Source organism: Massilia orientalis, assembly GCF_030411975.2.
GTDB lineage: Bacteria > Pseudomonadota > Gammaproteobacteria > Burkholderiales > Burkholderiaceae_D > Telluria > Telluria orientalis.
The window spans coordinates 32260-53507 of the sequence record NZ_JASNRB020000018.1 but is presented as its reverse complement, the minus strand read 5'-3'; the positions used below and the strand labels follow the sequence as shown (position 1 = coordinate 53507).

Genomic DNA, 21248 nt, shown 5'->3' with positions numbered 1-21248 from the left:
CAACGATGGTGCAACGCATTCCGCAACCGGGTGAACTGGAGCCGATCGAGTGCGCCAGCCGCGACGAACTGCAGGCCCTGCAACTGGAACGGCTGAAGTGGAGCCTGAAGCACGCCTACGACAACGTGCCGCACTACCGCCGCGCGTTCGACGAGGCGGGCGTGCATCCGGACGACCTGAAGACGCTGGCCGACCTGGCGAAATTCCCGTTCACGGACAAGAAGACGCTGCGCGACAATTATCCGTTCGGCCTGTTCGCCGTGCCGCGCGAGCAGGTCGTGCGCGTGCACGCGTCGTCCGGCACGACGGGCAAGCCGACCGTCGTCGGCTACACGCAGCGCGACATCGACACGTGGGCCGGCGTCGTCGCCCGCTCGATCCGCGCGGCGGGCGGACGTCCCGGCGACATGGTGCACATCGCCTATGGCTACGGCCTGTTCACGGGCGGTCTCGGCGCCCACTACGGCGCGGAGCGCCTGGGCTGCACGGTCGTGCCGATGTCGGGCGGGCAGACGGAAAAGCAGGTCCAGCTGATCCAGGACTTCAAACCCTCGATCATCATGGTGACCCCGTCGTACATGCTGAACATCGTCGAGGAATTCAGGCGCCAGGGCCTCGATCCGGCCGCGTCCTCGCTCAAGGTGGGCATTTTCGGCGCCGAGCCGTGGACGGACGCCATGCGCCGCGAGATCGAGGAACGCGCCGGCATCGACGCCGTCGACATCTACGGCCTGTCGGAAGTGATGGGGCCCGGCGTCGCCGGCGAATGCATCGAAGCGAAGGACGGCCCCGTGATCTGGGAGGATCACTTCTACCCCGAGATCATCGACCCGGACACGGGCGAGGTGCTGCCGGACGGCGCAGAGGGCGAGCTCGTATTCACGTCGCTGACGAAGGAAGCGCTGCCGATCATCCGCTACCGCACGCGCGATCTCACGAAGCTGTTGCCGCCGACGGCGCGCTCCATGCGCCGCATGGGCCGCATCAACGGCCGCTCGGACGACATGCTGATCATCCGCGGCGTGAACGTGTTCCCCAGCCAGGTCGAGGAACAGATCCTGCAGATGCCGGCGCTGGCGCCGCACTACCAGCTCGTCGTCACGCGCGACGGACACCTCGATGCGCTGGCCGTCCATTGCGAGCTGCGCGAAGAGGGCGCGGACAACGTGGACGCGCTGGCCCGCGAGCTGCAGCACCGCATCAAGACGTATATCGGCGTGACGACGGCCGTCACCCTGCTGCCCGCGCAGGGCATCGAACGCTCGCTCACGGGCAAGGCGCGCCGCGTGGTCGACAGGCGGCCCAAGAATAACTAAGGAGATTCCAATGACTGACGCATTCATCGTCGACGCCATCCGCACCCCGTTCGGCCGCTTCGGCGGCGCCCTGTCCGGCGTGCGTGCGGACGACCTGGCCGCGCTGCCGATCGCCGCGCTCATGGCCCGCAATCCCGGCGTCGACTGGTCCCAGGTCGACGACGTGCTGTACGGCTGCGCCAACGGCGCCGGCGAGGACAACCGCAACGTCGCGCGCATGGCCGCGCTGCTGGCCGGCCTGCCGCCATCCGTGCCGGGTTCCACGATCAACCGCCTGTGCGGCTCCAGCCTGGACGCCGTCGGCAGCGCCGCGCGCGCGATCCGCGCGGGCGAGGCGAACCTGATCGTCGCCGGCGGCGTGGAGAGCATGACGCGCGCGCCGTTCGTGATGGCCAAGGCGGACAGCGCGTTCTCGCGCAGCGCGAAGATCGAAGACACGACGATCGGCTGGCGCTTCGTCAACCCGAAGATGAAGGCGCAGTACGGCATCGACTCGATGCCGGAGACGGCGGAGAACGTGGCGCGCGATTTCGGCATCGCGCGCGGCGACCAGGATGCGTTCGCGCTGCGCAGCCAGCAGCGCTGGGCGGCGGCGCAGGCGGCCGGCGTGTTCAAGGACGAGATCGTGCCGGTGACGCTGCATGGCAAGAAAGGCGAGTCGCGCGTATTCGACACCGACGAGCACCCGCGCCCCGACACGAGCCTGGAATCGCTGTCCCGTCTGAAAGGCGTCGTGACGCCGGACGGCACGGTCACGGCAGGCAACGCGTCCGGCGTCAACGACGGCGCCTGTGCGGTGCTGGTCGCCTCCGGCGCGGCCATCGACAAATTCGGCCTGACGCCGCGCGCGCGCGTCGTCGGCATGACGACGGTGGGCCTGGCGCCGCGCATCATGGGCTTCGGCCCCGCGCCTGCGACGAAGAAACTGCTGGCGATGACCGGCTTGAGCATCGGCCAGATGGACGTGATCGAACTGAACGAAGCGTTCGCGTCCCAAGGATTGGCCGTGCTGCGCGACCTGGGCTTGCCGGACGACGCCGCGCACGTGAACCCGAACGGCGGCGCCATCGCCATCGGCCATCCGCTGGGCGCCTCCGGTGCGCGGCTCGTCACGGCGGCCGTCAACCAGCTGCACCGCACCGGTGGCCGCTACGCGCTGTGCACGATGTGCATTGGCGTCGGCCAAGGCATCGCAATGATCGTGGAACGCGTGTAAGGAAGAGAGAACGTCATGGTGAAAGTCTATGAAATCGACGGACTGCGCCCCGTCGTGCACCCGACGGCGTACGTGCACCCGACGGCGGTGCTGATCGGCGACGTGATCGTCGGTCCGCGCTGCTATGTCGGGCCGCTGGCGTCGCTGCGCGGCGACTTCGGGCGGCTGATCCTGGAAGAGGGCGCGAACGTGCAGGACACGTGCGTGATGCATGGCTTTCCGGAAGACGACACGGTCGTCGAAGTGGACGGCCACATCGGCCACGGCGCCGTGCTGCACGGCTGCCGCGTGGGAAGGAACGCGATGGTCGGGATGAATGCGGTCGTGATGGACAAGGCCGTCGTCGGCGCGGAATCCATCGTGGGCGCGGCGGCGTTCGTGAAGGCGGGCATGGTGATCCCGCCGCGCAGCCTCGTGCTGGGCGCGCCGGCGAAGATCGTGCGGGCCGTGTCGGACGAGGAGATCGCATGGAAGAGCTATGGCACGCGGCAGTACCACGACCTGAACGTCAGGTCGATGCGCACGATGCGTGAAGTGGAAGCGTACACGGAAGTGGAACCGGAGCGGCAGCGCATCGTGTTCGACGAGCCGCACAAGCCAAAGACATAAGGAGACGAGGATGCACACCCCAACCACCCTGCAAAGCCTGATCGCCGGCCGCTGGCTCGGCAGCGAAGCGCACCAGCCGCTGCACAGCGCCCTGGACAACCAGCTGATCTATCACACGCACGCCGACCGGATCGACTTCGGCGAAGCCGTCGCGTATGCCCGCAAGACGGGCGTGCAGGCGCTGATGGCGATGGACTTCCAGAAGCGCGCCCAGCGCCTGAAAGCCCTCGCGGCTTACCTGATGGAGCGGAAGGAAGAACTGTACGAGATCTCGCACCTGACCGGCGCCACGCGGCAGGACAGCTGGGTGGACGTCGAAGGCGGCATCGGCACGCTGTTCGCGTATGCCAGCATCGGCGGGCGCGAGCTGCCGTCGTCGAACGTGCTGCACGAAGGGCCGGCCTTGGCACTCGGGAAGCGGGGCGGCTTCGCGGGCACGCACATCCTCGTGCCGCGCGGCGGCGTCGCCGTGCACATCAATGCTTTCAATTTCCCGATCTGGGGCCTGCTGGAGAAATTCGCGCCGAGCTTCCTCGCGGCCATGCCCTGCATCGCCAAGCCGGCCACCGCCACCAGCTACCTCACGCATGCGGTGGTCAAGATGATGATGGAGTCGGCGCTGCTGCCGGAGGGCTGCCTGCAGCTCGTCATCGGCTCGACGGGCGACCTGCTCGACCGCCTGAACGGCTTCGATGCGGTGACGTTCACGGGTTCCGCCGACACGGCCGCGAAGCTGCGCGGCAACGCGAACCTGATCCGCGAATCCGTGCCGTTCACGGGGGAGGCGGATTCGCTGAACGCCGCCATCCTCGCGCCGGACGTCACGCCCGATGACGAAGAACTGGACCTGTTCGTCAAGGAAGTGGCGCGCGAGATGACGGGCAAGGCGGGCCAGAAGTGCACGGCGATCCGCCGCGTGATCGTGCCCGAACACCTGGCGGACGTCGTCGGCGAGCGCCTGCGTGCGCGCCTCGCGAAGATCGTCGTCGGCAATCCGAAGGTCGAGGGCGTGCGCATGGGGGCACTGGCGTCGCTGGACCAGCAGCGCGACGTCAGCGAGCGCGTCGAGATGCTCGCGCGCGGCAACGAGGTGCTGTTCAGCGCCCGCGACGGTTTCCAGCCTGTCGGCGACGGCTGCGCGGCTGGTGCGTTCTTCGCACCCACCTTGCTGCTGTGCCGCAACGCGATGGTCAACGATGCCGTGCACGACATCGAGGCGTTCGGCCCCGTCAGCACGATGATGACCTACCGCGACATCGACGAAGGGCTGGCGCTGGCGGCGCGCGGCAGGGGCAGCCTCGTGACGACCCTGGTGACGAAGGACCCGGCCATCGCGGCGCATGCGGTGCCCGTGGCGGCGGCATCGCATGGCCGCGTGCACATCCTCGACCGCGTCGCGGCCGTGGACTCCACGGGCCACGGCTCGCCGCTGCCGATGCTCAAGCACGGCGGCCCGGGCCGCGCCGGCGGCGGTGAGGAACTCGGCGGTATCCGCGCGGTCAAACACTTCCTGCAGCGGGCGGCGGTGCAAGGTTCGCCGACGATGCTGGCGGCCGTCACGGGAGAATACGTGCGCGGCGCGGCCGTCAAGGAATCGGAAGTGCACCCGTTCCGGCGCTATTTCGAAGACCTGGAGACCGGCCACTCGCTGCTGACGCACCGCCGGACGGTCAGCGAGGCGGACATCGTGAACTTCGGCGGCGTCTCGGGCGATTATTTCTACATGCACTTCGACGAGATCGCGGCGAAGGATACGCAGTTCGGCAAGCGCATCGCGCACGGCTACTTCGTGCTGTCGGCGGCGGCGGGCCTGTTCGTGTCGCCGGCGCCCGGCCCCGTGCTGGCGAACTATGGCCTGGACAACCTGCGTTTCGTGGCGCCGGTGGCGATCGGCGACACGATCCGCGCGCGCCTCACGTGCAAGCGCAAGGTCGACCGCAACCGCACGGACGACCAGGGGCGGGGGCAGGGCGTGGTGGCGTGGGACGTCCAGGTGACGAATCAGAACGACGAACTTGTCGCAAGTTACGATATCCTGACGCTGGTGCAAAAACGCGGCTGAGGAAGGGCCAAGGCCGCGCGCAAACCTGATAAGGAGTGATCATGTCGCGGCTAGACCTGAGCAGTATTCCCGTCCTGACCGGTACCGGGTATCCCGATCCCTTTGCCGAAGCCGTCAATGGCCGCAGCAAGCAGGCGCTGGGCGATGCCGGCGGCCTGACGCAGTTCGGCGTCAACCTCGTCGAGCTGCTGCCCGGCGCCGCCTCGTCGCAGCGCCACTGGCACAGCCACGAGGATGAATTCGTGATGGTCGTCTCCGGCGAGCTGACGCTCGTCACGGACGAAGGCGAAACCCTGATGCGCGCGGGCGACTGCGCGGCGTTCCCGGCCGGGCGGCCGAATGGCCACCAGCTCATCAATCGCGGTTGGGGCAATGCGCTGCTCCTGTGCGTGGGCTCGCGCATTCCCGAGGACCGCGCCGAGTATCCGGACATCGACCTCGTGTACGACGGCAAGACCGACAGTTATGCCCACCGCGACGGCACGCCGTATCCCAAGCGTGATACGCGCACCTCGTCCATGCCGGCGGCCGCGCCGGCCGCAGCGCTCGAAACGGACGAAAAGACGCTGGACCCGCGCGTGTTCCGGGCCGACCACGGGGAGCAGGCCGGCATCGTGCCGGACGAACCCCGCTAGCGGCACCTCACAGACGTTACGGCCGGCGCTGCACGCGCAGCAGGCCGTCGGCCGTCGTTACGGCGCGCAGATCCGCGTAATCGAGCACGGAAGCAACATCGGTCTCGAGCGGATGTGCGTGGGTGACCGTTACGACGATGCTGTCCATGCCGGCAGCGGCGGCCGAACGCAGGCCGGCCAGTGTGTCTTCGAACACGAGGCAGTCTTCCGGCTTCACGCCCAGCTTGCGCGCGCCCAGCAGGAAAGGATCGGGCGCGGGCTTGCCCCGTTCGACGTCCTCGGCGGCCACCAGCACGGCCGGCAACGGCAGGCCGGCCGCCGCGATGCGCGCTTCGGCCAGCGCGCGCGGCGCGGACGTGACGATGGCCCAGCGCCCGGCCGGCAGGCTGGCGATGAAGTCGGCCGCGCCTTCGATGGCTTCGATACCGGCCACGTCCTCGATCTCCGCGCGCGTGATGAACGCGGCTTCCGCTACCGGGTCCACGCCGGGCAGTTCCAGTGCGCGGATGGTTTCCTCGGTGCGTTTGCCGTGGATCGTGGGCAGGAAGGCGGCCACGTCGAGCCCGTGGCCGGCGGCCCAGTCGCCCCAGACCCGCTCGGCGGCCTTGATCGAAGTGAGAATGGTGCCGTCCATGTCGAACAGGAAGGCGGAAAAATCGCGTTGGGGCAGTGCTGGCGTTGCAGTCATGAATCTTTCTTGTGGGTTACAGTCGGCGCGAGTTGATCTTGCGGGCGTAGCGGTCGTGGACGTGCTGGCTGATGAAGCTCGACAGCCCGCGGCCGGCCCGGGCCAGTTCCTGCATGCGCGCGATGTTGGCGGCGCCGGCGCTGTCTTCCGTGTAGAGATAGCGTTCGCCGTTCCTGAACTGGACGATGATCTGGCCGGCGTCGATGTCGTAGGCGACGACGCCGGATTCACGACTCTGGTCGCCGTAGCGTTGCATGGGTGTCCTCCGTCAGGGCGGACACCCGGGGCGTCCTTATTCCGCCAATTGTGCCCGGACACGGGCAATGGCCGCGCGCACCTGGTTCGGCGCCGTGCCGCCCACGTGGTCGCGCGCCGCGACGGAACCTTCCAAGGTCAGCACGGCGAACACGTCCTGCTCGATCAGCGGCGAGAACTCGCGCAGGCGCTCCAGCGACATCTCCGACAGGTCGCATTTCGCGTCGTCGCACGCGCGCACGGCGTGCGCCACGGCTTCGTGCGCATCGCGGAACGGCAGGCCCTTCTTGACGAGGTAGTCGGCCAGGTCGGTCGCCGTCGCATAGCCCTGCAGGGCGGCGGCGCGCATGTTGTCGGGCTTGACGGTGATGCCGGAAGCCATGTCGGTGAAGATGCGCAGGGTGTCCAGCACGGTGTCGACGGTGTCGAACAGCGGCTCCTTGTCTTCCTGGTTGTCCTTGTTGTAAGCGAGCGGCTGGCCCTTCATCAGGGTCAGCAGGCCCATCAGGTGACCGTAGACGCGGCCCGTCTTGCCGCGCGCCAGTTCCGGTACGTCCGGGTTCTTTTTCTGCGGCATGATCGACGAGCCGGTGCAGAAGCGGTCGGCGATGTCGATGAAGCCGATGCGCGGGCTCATCCACGTCACCAGCTCTTCCGACATGCGCGAGATGTGCATCATCAAGACCGATGCGGCCGCCGTGAACTCGATGGCGAAATCGCGATCAGATACAGCGTCGAGCGAGTTGTGGCAGACGTCTTCGAAACCGAGGGTCCTGGCCACGCGCAGGCGGTCGATGGGGAAGGTGGTGCCCGCCAGGGCGGCGGCACCCAGCGGCAGGCGGTTCACGCGGCGGCGCGTGTCGGCCATGCGCTCGGCGTCGCGGCCGAACATTTCCACATAGGCCAGCAGGTGGTGGCCGAAGGTCACCGGCTGCGCCACCTGCAGGTGCGTAAAGCCCGGCATGATGGTGTCCGCGTTGCGTTCCGCCAGGTCGGTCAGGGCGCCGCGCAGGCTTCTCAAGAGGGCGAGGATGTCGTCGATGGCGGCGCGCATGTACAGGCGGATGTCGGTCGCCACCTGGTCGTTGCGGGAACGGCCCGTGTGCAGGCGCTTGCCGGCGTCGCCGACCAGTTCCGTCAGGCGTTTTTCGATGTTCAGGTGCACGTCTTCCAGGTCGAGCAGCCACTCGAACTGGCCGGCTTCGATCTCGCTGCGGATCTGCGCCATGCCGCGCTCGATCTCGGCACGGTCTGCGGCGCTGATGATGCCCTGGGCAGCCAGCATCTCGGCGTGGGCGAGCGAACCCTGGATGTCGAACAGGGCCAGGCGCTTGTCGAAGAAGACGGACGCGGTGTAGCGCTTGACGAGGTCGGAGACGGGTTCGGAGAAGCGGGCCGACCAGGCTTCCGCTTTTTTGGCAAATTGATCAGTCATGATGGGAGACGGGTGACGGGATGTTCTTGGATTTCCTGATTATAAACTGTGCAGACTTACCCCCGGCGATTGCGCCCCGATGACTTTCATCCGCAAATGGCCGATGATGTCGTTGTTATTGGTAATTCCATAACATAACGACGGGAGACGGACATGTCAGCGAGACACTGGATGGGTTGGATGGCGGCGATGGCGATCGTGGGCGGGGCGCATGCCCAGCCGGGACAGGTGCCGCCGGCGGGGCCGGTGGCCGCCGCGACCACGCCGGCCGCAACCCCGGCGGCGAGCCCTGCCGCCCGCCCGGTCGACGTCGCCACTGTCGACGGCATCGTTGCCGCGCTGTACGACATCATTTCCGGCACGGCCGGCCAGCCGCGCGACTGGGACCGGATGCGCTCGCTGTTCGCACCGGAAGGCCGGCTGATGGCCGTCGGCGCGCGGCCGGAGGGCGTGTATGCCCTGCGTGCCATGACGGTCGAGGACTATATCGCCCGTAACTCGAAGGCGTTCGCGACGATGGGCTTTTTCGAGCGCGAGGCAGCGCGCAGCACGGAGACGTTCGGCCAGATCGTCCATGTGTTCAGCACATACGAATCGCGGCATGCGCGCGGGGACGCCGTACCGTTCCAGCGCGGCATCAACAGCATCCAGCTGTACCACGACGGAAAGCGCTGGTGGATCGTGAACTTGTTGTGGCGCGCCGAGGACGCGTCGCTGCGCCTGCCGGAGCGCTATCTGCCCAGGCGCTGACCGGTTCATGCGCGCACGATTGGCGGAAACGTCCATGCGGACCGGAACGGGGCTAGAATTGGTTTTTTTACCAGATTGACGGTTTGGCGTGTCCATGATTCCAACCACCAACGATTCCAGTTTCCAGGTCAGCACGGACCGGACGACGCTCGATATTCCCATGATCTACCGCTTCCTCAGCGAGCAGTCGACCTGGGCCGTCGGCATCTCGCGTACCGTGGTCGAGCGCTCGATCGAGAATTCGCTGTGCTTCGGCGGCTACATCGACGGCCGCCAGATCGCGTTCGCGCGGGTCATCACCGACTATGCGACGATGGCCCACTTGTGCGACGTCTTCGTCGTGCCCGAGTACCGCGGGCGCGGCTACGCGAAGCAGCTGATCCGCATCGTCATGGAGCATCCGAGTCTGCAGCGCATGCGCCGGTTCACCCTCAACACGAACGACGCGCACAGCCTGTTTTCCCGCTTCGGCTTCGCGCCGTCCGAGCGTCCTGACACACTGATGGAACGCTACTACCCGAACATATATCTTTCCTGACCGGACGCAACACGCTGCCGGTCCTCTACAATCAGGCTTACTGTTTGTCGAAGTCGGGAAGGGTTTTATGGTTCGGTCTGCGTTGCGTCTTTTCCTGGCCGTGCTGCTGTTGGCCGGCGCGCCCTGGTGCGCCGCCGCCGATGCGGTGGTACAGCCCAAGGGATCCCTCGTCATCATCGGCGGCAATCTGCGCCCCTCGAATGGTCCCGTGTGGGAACGCATCATCCAGCTCGCGGGCGGGAAGGGGGCGCGCATCGCCGTGTTCGCGTCCGCGTCGGGCACGCCGGAACGGTCCGGCAAGAGCCTCGTCGAGCGCCTCAACAGCTATGGCGCCAAAGCATTTTTCGTCCCCGTCGCGGTCAAGCTGTCCGGCAGTAATTACCAGGCGGCGGCCGACGACCGGGGCCTGGCCGAAGCCGTGCGCAACGCGAACGGTGCGTTCTTCGCGGGCGGCGACCAGAGCCGGATCACGCGCGCACTGCGCCACGAGGACGGCAGCAATACCCGCGTCCTGGATGCCCTGTGGGACATGTACCGGCGCGGCGGCGTGATCGCCGGCTCCAGCGCCGGTGCCGCCATCATGAGCAGCACGATGTTCGGCCGGCCCCGCACCGTGCTGGCCACGCTCAAGCTGGGCGTGGAAGAGGGCGAGGAAATCACGGACGGGCTCGGCTTCGTCGGCGACGACGTATTCATCGACCAGCACCTGCTCGTGCGCGGCCGTTTCGCGCGCATGCTGCCCGCCATGCTCAAGAAAGGCTACAAGCTGGGCCTGGGCATCGACGAGGACACGGCGATGGTGGTGCTGCCCAACCGCGACGTCGAGGTGATCGGCTACAAGGGTGCGCTCGTGCTCGACCTGTCGAACGCGATCGTGCATGAGGGCGCGTTCAACGTGACCAACGTGCGCGTCAGCTACCTCGACAACGGCGACCACTTCAATATCGTCACGCGCGAATGCACGCCGTCCGAGGACAAGGCCGACAACAAGCTCGACCCGTCGCGGCCGTACTACCGCGAACCGCTGTTCACCGCCGACATCCTCGGCAACAGCACCGTCGTCGACCTGATGAGCAAGCTGATCGACAGCGACCAGCCGGACGCGATCGGCATCACGCTCGGCAGCCCGAACGGCGTCCAGCCCGACCTCGGCTTCGAATTCCGCTTTACACGTACGGACGACAGCGTCGGCTACCAGTCGTCGTCGATGGAATCCTATTCGATCTACGACGTGCGGCTGGACATCCGGCCGATCCTCATCCGCCGTCCGCTATACCAGTACAAATAGGTCGCGTGCTCACTGGAGCAGGAATTCCAGACGGGGATCGGCCTTGCCCGGCTTGATCTCCAGGATCTCGGCCTGGACCACGCCATGGACGACGAACGGATCGGCATCCACGCGCGCCTGCAGGTCCGCCGGCGACACGCCGTGGGCCAGGATCGCACCGCCCAGGCTCGGGTGCAGGCTGCCGACGAGGAGGAACACACCGTCGTCGAGGCCTTGCCGGATCCACGCATTGTGGTCCTGCATGAAGTCGCCGGCCCGACTCTTGTTCTCCGCAAATTTCAGAAGCACCACGTACATTGGATTCTCCGATCGATTCGATAAAAGTCACGCCATGCTCCGCTCGCTGCGCTGGCGGCGATACCGTCCCGGCGGCGCGAGGCCATGCGCGCGGAAATGGCGGCGCAGCGATTCGGCCGAGCCGAGCCCGGCCAGGTCGGCGATCGCGTCGATGTCGAGCGCCTGTCGCGATTCGAGCAACCGGGTCGCCAGCGCGATGCGCTCGCGCACGAGCCATGCGAGAGGCGGCAGGCCCGTTCGCTCCTTGAACCGGCGCTGGAACGTGCGCGTCCCAAGGCGTGCCTGGTCGGCCATCGAGGCGACCGTGTGATTGGCGCGGATGTGCTCGCGCACCCAGTCCATCAGGCGGGCAATGGTGTCCGCGCCGGCGGTGGGGAGGGGGCGCGCCACGAGTTGCGCCTGGTCGCCGTCGCGGTGAGCCGGGATCACGAGGCGTTGTGCGACCTTGTTGGCGATGTCCGCGCCGAAGTCGGAGCGGACGATATGCAGCAGCATGTCCAGGCCGGCCGCCGACCCGGCCGACGTGACGATGCGTCCCGCGTCGACATACAGTGCGTCGGTATCGATCGCGATGTCGGGAAAGCGGGCGCGCATGTCGTCCAGGTAGTGCCAGTGCGTGGTCGCCACGCGGCCGTCGAGCAGGCCGGCATAGGCGAGCACGTACGCGCCCGTGCAGATCGAGCAGATGCGCGCACCTCGTGCATGGGCGGCGCGCAACGCGTCGATCAGGGCGCGCGGCGGCACGTCCGCCAGGTCGCGCCAGCCGGGAATGACGATCGTGTCGGCCCGGTCGAGCGCGTCGAGGCCGTGCGGGACCTGCACCGTCAGGCCGCCCCTGGCGCGCAGGGGGCCCGGCTCGATGGCGCACACCGTATGGCTGTACCAATGCACGCCCAGCTCCGGACGCTCCAGGGCGAACAGCTCGATGGCGCAGGCGAATTCGAAGGTGCACAGGCCGTCGTAGGCGATGATGGAGACGTGATGGGACATGGCACGATGTTACCAATTTCTGTCGCGCAAGGCACTGCCGCCAGTGCGCCGGCGCTGCGACACTAGCGTCTCATACACAGGAAAGATCCATGACTTCATCCGTATCCGCCATCCCCGCAGCCTCCGGCGAGCGCGCGATGGTTCATTTTGGTACCGCCTTCGAATTCGAGACGGATTGCTGGGACGTGTACGACGCGATCGCCAGTGGAACGCAGGATTTCGTCCTGTTCGATGCGCGCAGCCCTGACCTATATGCTCGGGGACATGTTCCGCAGGCCATTAGCATGCCGCACGGGAAGATCGTCGAGGCGAAGCTCCGCGATTATCCGCTGGACACCTTGTTCGTCGTCTATTGCGCCGGCCCCCATTGCAATGGCGCGCACCGCGCCGCGTACCGGCTGGCGAAGCTGGGGCGGCCCGTCAAGCTGATGATCGGCGGGGTCACGGGCTGGATCGACGAAGGGTTCGAACTGGCGACCGGCGATGGCGCATGATCGCTGTCCGATCCGGCCCGCGCGGCCGGAAGACGCGGAGGCGCTCATCGGCATGATGCGCGCGCTGGCGGCATGCGAGGGTTATCTGCCCCGGTTCCGGGTGACGGCCCGCGACCTGCGTACCCGTGCCTTCGGGCCGGGTGCACAGTGCGGGATCCTCGTCGCACAGGGCGAGGGCGGGAGGCTTGCCGGCTATGCCGTCTGGCTCGTCCAGGCATTCACGTTCGACCTGCGCCCAACTGTGACTCTGAAGGAATTGTTCGTCGACGCCGCGTACCGAAACCGGGGCATTGCGGCGGATCTGTTTGCCCACTTGCGGCGCGAGGCGGAATGCATCGGCGCCGGACAGATCACCTGGCTCGTGCTCCCCACCAACGTTGGCGCGAAACGGCTGTACCGCCGCTTCGGCGGCGCGCCCGATCCGGATTGGGAACACTGGCGGCTCGCGTTGCCCGAGGTGTCAACCGAAGGTTGATTGTCAGAAAGCCAAACCTGCGCTAGATTGCAACTTTCCTATATCTGCGGGTTTGACTATGCATTTCGAAGTCCCGAAATCGAAGAAGCTGAAGGAGTTCGGCGGCGAGTACGTGATGATCGTCATCAGTATCCTGACCGCCCTGGCGCTCGAGCACGCCGTACAGACCATCCATCACAAGCATCTTGCGCACGAGGCCGCCGAGAAGATCGAGGCCGAACTGCGCCTCAATGCGAAGGACGTCCAGACCGTGCTCGCGCATAACGAGAGCGACCTGAAAGAAGTCAAGCGGGTTCGCGCCGAATTGTTGCAGGGCATCCGCGACAAGGTGGTCGACGATGTGTTGATGGCGCGCTTCAAGACCGACTGGAAGGAAGGCATCACCCTCGGCATCCAGGTACCCACGTTGCGCCACGAAGCATGGGACGCCGCCGTCGCCAACCAGGCCGTGACGTGGATGCAGGACGAGCAGTTGCAGCGCTATGTGACGGCCTATGCCAACATGCGTGACGTACAGACGCTCACGGGCGCCGGCAGTGCGAATTTCCTCGACGGCCCGCGCATGATGGACATGTTGAGCGACCTCGAAACGGGCATCGCGACACCGCACCAGATGCTCAAGACCTTGACCCAGATACGCAGCGCTTACGGCAGCATCGACGGCAACCTGCAAGGCTTGCTGAAGAGCCTGCCAAACTGACGACGGAGCGCCCCATGATCCGATCCCTGTTCTCCCTGCTGGCCGCCTGCGCCTTCCCCTCACTGGCACTCGCCGCCCAGCCCGCCACCGTCCGCCTCGACTACATCCACAGCGGCAATGCCCTGTCCGAACAATACGCGATCGAGCGCGTGCTGATCGAACCGCTGCCATGGCCGGGCGACATGGCGCGGCCGTTCGACGACACCAACCGCGGCAACAACCGCGTCGAGGTGGCCGATGCGAAGACGGGAGATGTGCTGTATTCGCGCGACTTTTCCACCGTGTTCGGCGAGTGGAAGACGACGGAAGAGGCAAATAAACTCAGCCGCGGGTTCCATGAGTCCGTGCGCTTTCCGAAGCCCGACCGTCCCGTGCGCGTGCGCATCCTGAAGCGCGACGAGCGCAACCAGTTCTCCGTCGCGTGGAGCGTGGACGTGGATACGGATGCGCAGGATGTCGTGCGCGCGCAGGGGCCGGCGCCGGCCAGGCCGATTCCGATCCGCGTGAGCGGACCGTCGCCGCGCAAGGTCGACCTGCTCGTGCTGGGCGACGGCTACACGCAGGCCGAGATGCCGAAGTTCGAAGCCGCGGTGCGCCGCCTCGCGCAGCATTTGTTCGAGGTGTCGCCGTTCAGGGAGCGCGCGAACGATTTCAACGTGTGGGCGCTGGCCGTGCCGACGCAGGAATCGGGCGTGTCGCGGCCGTCGACAGGCGTCCATCACGCGTCCGCGCTGGGCACGCGCTACGACATTTTCGGCAGCGAGCGCTATGTGCTGACCCTGGACAACCGTGCGCTGCGCGACATCGCGCAGTACGCGCCTTACGAATTCATCGAGATCCTCGTCAACAACGACACGTATGGCGGCGGCGGCATCTTCGGCCAGTTCAGCACGGCGGCCGCGGACAACGACTGGGCGGACTATCTGTTCGTGCACGAGTTCGGCCACCACTTCGCCGGGCTGGCCGACGAGTACTACACGTCGCCCGTCGCGTACCAGTCCAGCGGCGCGCGCATGGAGCCGTGGGAGCCGAACGTGACGGCGTTGCGCGATCCGGCCCGCCTGAAGTGGAAGCAATACGTGCAGGCCGGCACGCCGTTGCCGACGCCGTGGCCCAAGGCCGAGTACGAAGCGTATTCGCGCGAGTACCAGAAAAAGCGGGCGGCGCTGCGGGCGGCCAACCGGCCGGAGTCGGAGATGAGCGCGCTGTTCCGCGAAGACCTGGCGCACTCGAACGCCCTGTTTGCGCAGGCCAGGTACCGCAAGGCGATCGGCGCGTTCGAAGGGGCGAACTATGAAGCGACCGGCTATTACCGTCCGGCCATGCAATGCATCATGTTCGACCGCAGCGGCGAGTTCTGCCCCGTCTGCCAGGACGGCATCAGCGACATCATCGACCTGTACGCGGGCCGTCCTGCCAAAAAGTAGCACCGGCGGGTGCGCTGCCGAACAGAGTCACCCGGGCGGCGCACCTATCCTCGTTTCGAGTTACTCACCTTACGAAACGAGATCATCATGAACAAATTCCTCCCCACCCTCGTGTGTGCGCTGCTGGCATCGTCGGCCTGGGCCCAGACCACGGCCAATACGGCGCCCATCGGCCAGGCTGTCTCCGGCCACAACACCACGGCCGCCGGCGTGTCCGGCACGGGCCTGCGCACGGATGGCACGGCGAACACCGGTTCCGCGCATGACGCCACGGGCCGCCAGGCCGCCGGCGTCAACAACGCCGGCCAGGTCGTCGGCAAGAGCACGGCCGTCATCAATCCCGCGCCGGGCAAGGCCGACAGCGTGAATGCCCAGGCCACCAACACGACGGCACCCAACAACACCGACACCGATGCGGCCGCTACCGGCGGGCGCGGCAAGGCCGGCACGAAGGCCGAGAGCGAAGTCATGCGGGCGAACGCGCGCTCCGTGAAAGAGCCGCCGGGAAGCCGCATGAAAACGCAAGCGGCCGTGAAGGCAAGCAAGAAAAAGCATGCGGAGTCGAAACGCAAGGGTGCCGAGAAGGCGGCCCAACGCTGAAAAATCTTGTCACAAATTGGATGATGGCCAGTATGTACTGCGTGCGCTGCCGAACAGAGCGAAAGTTGTCCGAAGCATATTCTGAAGCCCTGACTTAACAAAAACATATGGCGCGTCACGGCGCGCCCCACCATAATCTTCAGGAGAACTACGATGAATAAACTGCTCGCCACCCTGATCGCCGGCCTGTTCGCCACCTCGGTCTACGCCCAGACCACGACCGCACCGGCGACCCCGGTCACGACCACCACCGACACCACCATGTCGTCGGGCCAGAGCGGCACCGCTGGTACGACCTCGACCGGCAATGCGGACGCCGACAAGAAGATCGCCAAGGCCAACGAGAAGGAAGCCAAGGAGATGTCGAAACAGGACGAGAAGATTAACAAGGCCGTCGACAAGGCCAACGAGAAGAAGGCCAAGGCACACGACAAGGCGGAGAAGAAGGTTGCCAAGGCTCACGAGAAAGTCGCCAAGGCTGATCCGGAAGACAAGGCCAAGGCTGCTGCCAAGGCCGAGGAAAAGACCGCCGAAGCCAATTACGACGCCCAGAAGACCATGATCAAGGCCGACGAAAAGGCCCAGAAGAAGGTCGTGGACGCCAACGCCGATAAAGCCAAGGCCCACGCCAAGGCCAACGAAAAGCGTGCCGAAGCCACTGCCGAGGCACACAAGGACGCCGCCAAGTAATCCTGCGGTCGCCCAAAAACAAACGGACCCGCGTGGGTCCGTTTGTTTTTTCATCAACCGCCGTCCGTCTGGCGCATCGCGAGGTCTTTCGCCTTCAGCTTGGCCGACAACGGCTTGCCCTTGTTGGCGCGCTTGCCGAAGTGCGGCTCCAGGCCGGAGGCGAACAACTCCACCGTGCGCGGCTTGTCGCCGGCCCAGGTGCCGACCACGTTCAGGCCTTTCTGGCTGATCGGCTGCACGGCCAGCAGCTTTTCCTTCGGCTCGAGGCCCATCAGGATCACGCCGCGGCCGCCGTTCTGCAGCACCTTCATCTCGTCGATGCCGAACACCAGCACGCGGCCCTTCTCGGACAGGCAGGCGATGGCGCCTGCGTTGTCCACCACGACGCGCGGCGCCAGCGGCACGGCGCCGTCGTCCAGCGTGATAAACGATTTACCACCTTTCAGGCGCGTGATCATGTCGCCGGCCTTCGTGATGAAGCCGAAGCCGGTCGTCGTCGCGAGCAGCAGGCGTGTCTCGGCCGGGCCCACGTAGTAGTACAGGATACGGCCGCCGCCCGACAGGTCGACCAACGTCGTGATGGGGACGCCGTCGCCGCGCGCGCCGGGCAGGGCGGCCACGGGCACGGAATACACCTTGCCGTTGTCGCCGACGCACAACAGCGTATCGACCGTGCGGCACTCGAACGCGCCGTACAGCGAGTCGCCCGCCTTGAACGTGAACTGGGCCGGATCGTGGCCGACGCCGGTACGCGCGCGCACCCAGCCTTTTTCGGAGACGATGACCGTCACCGGCTCGTCGATGATCTTCTGCTCGGCCACGGCCTTCTGCGCTTCCTCGATCAGCGTGCGGCGGTCGTCGCCGTACTGTTTCGAATCGGCCTCGATCTCGCGGATGATCAGGCGCTTCATCGACGACGGGTTCTCGAGGATGTCTTCCAGTTTTTCCTTTTCGCCGCGCAGCTCGGCCAGCTCCTGCTGGATCTTGATCGCTTCCAGGCGCGCCAGCTGGCGCAGGCGGATCTCGAGGATGTCCTCGGCCTGGCGCTCGGACAGGCGGAAACGCTCGACCAACGCGGCCTTCGGATCGTCCGAATTGCGGATGATGTGGATGACCTCATCGATGTTCAGCAGGACGATCTCGCGGCCTTCCAGGATGTGGATGCGGTCGTTGACCTTGCCCAGCTTGAATTCCGTGCGGCGGCGGACCGTGACGAAGCGGTACTCGATCCATTCCTGCAGGATCTCGGTGAGACCCTTCTGGCGCGGACGGCCGTCGCCGCCGATCATCACGAGGTTGATCGGGGCCGACGTTTCCAGCGACGTGTGCGCCAGCAGCATCAGCATGAATTCGGTCTGGTCCTGGTTCTTCGACTTCGGCTCGAACACGAGGCGCACCGGCGCTTCGCGGCCGGATTCGTCGCGCACGGCATCCAGCGCGCCGAGGATCGTCTGCTTCAGCGTGAGCTGCTCGGGCAGCAGGGTCTTCTTGCCGACCTTGATCTTCGGGTTGGTCAGTTCCTCGATCTCTTCCAGCACGCGCTGCGACGACACGCCGGGCGGCAGCTCGGTGACGACGGCCTGCCACTGGCCGCGCGCCAGCTCCTCGATCTTCCAGCGCGCACGCACCTTCATCGAGCCGCGGCCCGACGCGTACATGTCGGCGATGGCGGATGCCGGGGTGATGATCTGGCCGCCGCCCGGATAGTCCGGACCGGGCATGAGGGTCATCAGCTCGGCGTGCGTGATCTTCGGATTGCGGATCATCGCGACGGCGGCGGCGGCCACTTCGCGCAGGTTGTGCGACGGGATCTCGGTGGCCATGCCGACCGCGATGCCGGATGCGCCGTTCAGCAGCAGCATCGGCAGGCGCGCGGGCAGGGTGCGCGGTTCCTCGCTCGAACCGTCGTAGTTCGGCTGGAAGTCGACGGTGCCCATGTCGATCTCGTCGAGCAGCAGGCGCGAGACGGGCGTCAGACGGGCTTCCGTGTAACGCATCGCGGCGGCGCCGTCGCCGTCGCGCGAGCCGAAGTTGCCCTGGCCGTCGATCAGCGGATAGCGCAGCGAAAAGTCCTGGGCCATGCGCACGAGGGCGTCGTACACCGACTGGTCGCCGTGCGGGTGCAGCTTGCCGAGCACGTCGCCGACGACGGTCGCGGACTTGCGGGGCTTCGCGGTCGGGCCGAGACCCAGTTCGTTCATCGAATACAGGATGCGGCGCTGGACGGGCTTCTGGCCGTCCGAGACGTCCGGCAGCGCGCGGCCTTTGACGACCGAGACGGCATAGTCCAGATAGGCGCGCTCGGCGAAAGTCGAGAGGGTCAGCGTCTCGGCGTCGTCGCCGCCGCCGGGGGGAGTGGTTTGTTCGAAGAGGCTTGCTTGGGTCATATGTTTGGTTCGTTTCTGGTGGCGCTGTTGGCTGCTCGCCGAACTTGGGTTCCCGCCAAGGGGGCCGCCGAGGCCGGGAACGACGGTATTAAGGCCAACGCACTCGGATACGTCGTCCCTGCGAAGGCAGGGGCCCAATTTGCTTTTCAGATCAAATATCCGCTTCCGTCTCGTTTCCGTGCTCTTCCAGCCACGCGCGGCGGGCGGCGGCTTCGCCTTTACCCATCAGCATGTTGAAGCGCGCCGACGATTCGGCCAGGCCGTAGTCGCCGAAGGCCACCGGCAGCAGGCGGCGGGTGTCCGGGTTCATCGTCGTTTCCCACAGCTGCTCGGCGTTCATCTCGCCCAGGCCCTTGAAGCGGGAAATGCTCCACGTGCCTTCCTTCAGGCCTTCTTTTTTCAGCTTGTCCTCGATGGCGAGCAGTTCGCCGTCGTCCAGCGCGTACAGCTTCTGGATCGGCTTCTTGCCGCGCGCCGGCACGTCCACGCGGTACAGCGGCGGGCGCGCGACGCACACGTGGCCGTTCTTGAAGAGGGCCGGAAAATGTTTGAAGAACAAAGTGAGCAGCAGGACCTGGATGTGCGAGCCGTCGACGTCCGCATCGGAGAGGATGCAGATCTTCCCGTAGCGCAGGCCCGAGATATCCGGATTGTCGTCCGGGCCGTGCGGATCGACGCCGATCGCCACCGCGATGTCGTGGATCTCGTTGTTCGCGAACAGGCGGTCGCGGTCCGTTTCCCACGTGTTCAGGACCTTGCCGCGCAGCGGCAGGATCGCCTGGAATTCCTTGTCGCGGCCCATCTTCGCGGAGCCGCCCGCCGAATCGCCCTCGACGAGGAACAGCTCGTTGCGGGTGATGTCGGTCGATTCGCAGTCGGTCAGCTTGCCCGGCAAAACGGCCACGCCCGACGACTTCTTCTTCTCGACCTTTTGCAGCGAGCGGAGACGCGATTGCGCCTGCTTGATGACGAGTTCCGCCAGCTTGCGGCCATATTCGACGTGCTGGTTCAGCCACAGTTCGAGCGGCGGCTTGGTGAACGCCGACACGAGTTTCACCGCGTCGCGCGAGTTCAGGCGTTCCTTCGTCTGGCCCTGGAATTGCGGGTCCAGCACTTTCGCGGACAGCACGAACGAGACGCGCGCGAACACGTCTTCCGGCAGCAGCTTGACGCCCTTCGGCAGCAGCGAGTGCATCTCGACGAAGCCCTTCACGGCGCCGAACAGGCCGTCGCGCAGGCCGGACTCGTGCGTGCCGCCGCTGACCGTCGGGATCAGGTTGACATACGATTCGCGTACCACCGAACCTTCCTCGGTCCAGGCCACGACCCAAGCCGCGCCTTCGCCCTCGGCAAAGCCTTCATCGCCGGCGGCGGCGTACTGCGCGCCTTCGAACAGCGGGATCACGGTCTGGCCGCCGCCGGCCGTCTGCGCCAGCGCTTCCGTCAGGTAGCCGCGCAGGCCTTCGTCGTAGCGCCAGGTCTGCTTGTCGCCGGTCTTGGCATTGGTCAGCGTGACGGTGACGCCCGGCAGCAGCACGGCTTTCGAGCGCAACAGGCGCTGCAGCTCGCTCATCGGGATGTTCGGCGAATCGAAGTATTTACCGTCCGGCCAGGCGGTGACGCGCGTGCCGTTCTTCTTGCCGCCCCGTTCGAACGGTTCGGAGGTCAGCGGTTCGATGACGTCGCCGTCGGCGAACACGAGCTTGTGCACGCCGTTGCCGTCGTCGTCCTTGCGCCACACCGTGATTTCGAGACGCTTCGACAGCGCGTTCGTGACGGACACGCCGACGCCGTGCAGGCCGCCCGAGAACGCGTAGGCGCCACCGGAGCCCTTGTCGAACTTGCCGCCGGCGTGCAGGCGGGTGAACACGATCTCGACGGTCGAGACGCCTTCTTCCGGATGCAGGCCGACCGGGATGCCGCGGCCGTCGTCCTCGACGGTGATGGAACCGTCCGCATTCATCGTCACGTCGATGTTCTTGCAGTGGCCGCCCAGCGCCTCGTCCGAGGCGTTGTCGATCACTTCCTGGATGATGTGCAGCGGATTCTCGGTGCGGGTGTACATGCCCGGACGCTGCTTGACGGGCTCCAGTCCTTTCAGGACGCGGATGGATGATTCGCTGTAATCGGGTGCGGGTTTCTTGGTGGCCATGCTTGATCTTCAATCATTCGAATGCTGCGCATTCTATCTTGTCGCGCGGAAAATAAGCGACTTCACGCGGTGGGTTCTACAGGGCGGGACGCGGCGTGCGGTCGAAACAACTGTATGGAAGCACAGTATTTTTGCTTGTTAAGCGCAAGTTTGCAAGTGTTCGTTGCACGGATTGCCAAGTAAGCGGCATCGCGGCATCCTGTGCATATGCGGGTGGCTGCGGGAATTTCATTACTAAAACGAT

At 66.1% G+C, this 21248-nt stretch carries 21 protein-coding genes; 14 read left to right on the top strand and 7 right to left on the bottom strand.

What is annotated here, in order from left to right; translation table 11 throughout:
• The first annotated feature begins 5 nt into the window (after window positions 1-5).
• Genes paaK through QPK29_RS24950 form a run of 5 tightly spaced genes read left to right on the top strand, consistent with a single transcriptional unit; the run spans window position 6 to window position 5838 of the window.
• Window positions 6-1316 (top strand): phenylacetate--CoA ligase PaaK, encoded by a 1311-nt coding sequence (paaK, locus tag QPK29_RS24970; RefSeq protein ID WP_371768910.1) that lies wholly within the window; start codon window positions 6-8, stop codon window positions 1314-1316.
• Window positions 1317-1326: 10 nt separating this feature from the next.
• Window positions 1327-2532, top strand: a complete 1206-nt coding sequence (gene pcaF / locus QPK29_RS24965) for a 3-oxoadipyl-CoA thiolase (protein WP_371768911.1) — start codon at window positions 1327-1329, stop codon at window positions 2530-2532.
• A 15-nt stretch (window positions 2533-2547) separates the two neighbouring features.
• Complete coding sequence (gene paaY / locus QPK29_RS24960; protein ID WP_056124366.1) at window positions 2548-3141, top strand: phenylacetic acid degradation protein PaaY; 594 nt, start codon at window positions 2548-2550, stop codon at window positions 3139-3141.
• 10 nt (window positions 3142-3151) lie between these two features.
• Window positions 3152-5203, top strand: a complete 2052-nt coding sequence (gene paaZ / locus QPK29_RS24955; RefSeq protein WP_371768912.1) for a phenylacetic acid degradation bifunctional protein PaaZ — start codon at window positions 3152-3154, stop codon at window positions 5201-5203.
• A gap of 41 nt (window positions 5204-5244) precedes the next feature.
• Window positions 5245-5838 (top strand): cupin domain-containing protein, encoded by a 594-nt coding sequence (locus QPK29_RS24950; protein ID WP_160409439.1) that lies wholly within the window; start codon window positions 5245-5247, stop codon window positions 5836-5838.
• A 16-nt stretch (window positions 5839-5854) separates the two neighbouring features.
• Here QPK29_RS24950 and QPK29_RS24945 read toward each other — a convergent pair whose 3' ends face one another.
• Genes QPK29_RS24945 through argH form a run of 3 tightly spaced genes read right to left on the bottom strand, consistent with a single transcriptional unit; the run spans window position 5855 to window position 8216 of the window.
• Window positions 5855-6526, bottom strand: coding sequence for an HAD-IA family hydrolase (locus QPK29_RS24945; RefSeq protein ID WP_160409438.1), 672 nt, complete (start codon window positions 6524-6526; stop codon window positions 5855-5857).
• Window positions 6527-6542: 16 nt separating this feature from the next.
• Window positions 6543-6782, bottom strand: a complete 240-nt coding sequence (locus QPK29_RS24940; protein ID WP_160409437.1) for a hypothetical protein — start codon at window positions 6780-6782, stop codon at window positions 6543-6545.
• A 36-nt stretch (window positions 6783-6818) separates the two neighbouring features.
• A complete protein-coding gene (gene argH / locus QPK29_RS24935) occupies window positions 6819-8216 on the bottom strand; it encodes an argininosuccinate lyase (protein WP_056124355.1) in 1398 nt (465 codons plus the stop codon).
• 153 nt (window positions 8217-8369) lie between these two features.
• Here argH and QPK29_RS24930 point away from each other — a divergent pair, with 153 nt between their 5' ends.
• The 3 genes from QPK29_RS24930 to QPK29_RS24920 all read left to right on the top strand — a co-directional run bounded on the left by QPK29_RS24930 (window position 8370) and on the right by QPK29_RS24920 (window position 10792).
• Window positions 8370-8966, top strand: coding sequence for a hypothetical protein (locus tag QPK29_RS24930; protein ID WP_371768913.1), 597 nt, complete (start codon window positions 8370-8372; stop codon window positions 8964-8966).
• A gap of 94 nt (window positions 8967-9060) precedes the next feature.
• Window positions 9061-9504 (top strand): GNAT family N-acetyltransferase, encoded by a 444-nt coding sequence (locus tag QPK29_RS24925; protein ID WP_056124352.1) that lies wholly within the window; start codon window positions 9061-9063, stop codon window positions 9502-9504.
• Window positions 9505-9586: 82 nt separating this feature from the next.
• Window positions 9587-10792: a cyanophycinase gene (locus QPK29_RS24920; RefSeq protein WP_229411982.1), complete on the top strand. Its 1206-nt coding sequence runs from the start codon at window positions 9587-9589 to the stop codon at window positions 10790-10792.
• Between the two features lie 9 nt (window positions 10793-10801).
• On the opposite strand, the gene QPK29_RS24915 is transcribed toward QPK29_RS24920, so the two are convergent.
• Both QPK29_RS24915 and ftrA read right to left on the bottom strand, forming a co-directional pair.
• Window positions 10802-11089 carry a YciI family protein gene (locus tag QPK29_RS24915; RefSeq protein ID WP_371768914.1) on the bottom strand — a complete coding sequence of 96 codons (288 nt, stop codon included), beginning with the start codon at window positions 11087-11089 and terminating at the stop codon, window positions 10802-10804.
• 27 nt (window positions 11090-11116) lie between these two features.
• Entirely contained in the window at window positions 11117-12079 is a 963-nt protein-coding gene (gene ftrA, locus QPK29_RS24910) for a transcriptional regulator FtrA (protein ID WP_160409435.1), read from the bottom strand.
• A gap of 89 nt (window positions 12080-12168) precedes the next feature.
• Here ftrA and QPK29_RS24905 point away from each other — a divergent pair, with 89 nt between their 5' ends.
• The 6 genes from QPK29_RS24905 (at window position 12169) to QPK29_RS24880 (ending at window position 16465) form a co-directional block, all read left to right on the top strand.
• Complete coding sequence (locus tag QPK29_RS24905) at window positions 12169-12573, top strand: rhodanese-like domain-containing protein (protein ID WP_371768915.1); 405 nt, start codon at window positions 12169-12171, stop codon at window positions 12571-12573.
• On the top strand, window positions 12563-13048 hold the full coding sequence (locus QPK29_RS24900) for a GNAT family N-acetyltransferase (protein WP_371768916.1): 486 nt from the start codon (window positions 12563-12565) through the stop codon (window positions 13046-13048). The genes QPK29_RS24905 and QPK29_RS24900 overlap by 11 nt, the downstream gene beginning before the upstream one ends.
• A 58-nt stretch (window positions 13049-13106) precedes the next feature.
• Window positions 13107-13748 carry a hypothetical protein gene (locus tag QPK29_RS24895; RefSeq protein WP_371768917.1) on the top strand — a complete coding sequence of 214 codons (642 nt, stop codon included), beginning with the start codon at window positions 13107-13109 and terminating at the stop codon, window positions 13746-13748.
• 14 nt (window positions 13749-13762) lie between these two features.
• Window positions 13763-15175, top strand: a complete 1413-nt coding sequence (locus QPK29_RS24890) for an IgA Peptidase M64 (RefSeq protein ID WP_371768918.1) — start codon at window positions 13763-13765, stop codon at window positions 15173-15175.
• 87 nt (window positions 15176-15262) lie between these two features.
• Window positions 15263-15775 (top strand): hypothetical protein, encoded by a 513-nt coding sequence (locus QPK29_RS24885; RefSeq protein WP_371768919.1) that lies wholly within the window; start codon window positions 15263-15265, stop codon window positions 15773-15775.
• 153 nt (window positions 15776-15928) lie between these two features.
• Complete coding sequence (locus QPK29_RS24880; RefSeq protein ID WP_371768920.1) at window positions 15929-16465, top strand: hypothetical protein; 537 nt, start codon at window positions 15929-15931, stop codon at window positions 16463-16465.
• A gap of 53 nt (window positions 16466-16518) precedes the next feature.
• Here the strand turns inward: QPK29_RS24880 and parC are convergent, their stop codons facing one another.
• Entirely contained in the window at window positions 16519-18852 is a 2334-nt protein-coding gene (gene parC / locus QPK29_RS24875; RefSeq protein ID WP_371768921.1) for a DNA topoisomerase IV subunit A, read from the bottom strand.
• 151 nt (window positions 18853-19003) lie between these two features.
• Window positions 19004-21004 (bottom strand): DNA topoisomerase IV subunit B, encoded by a 2001-nt coding sequence (locus QPK29_RS24870; protein WP_056124316.1) that lies wholly within the window; start codon window positions 21002-21004, stop codon window positions 19004-19006.
• Window positions 21005-21248: the final 244 nt, after the last annotated feature.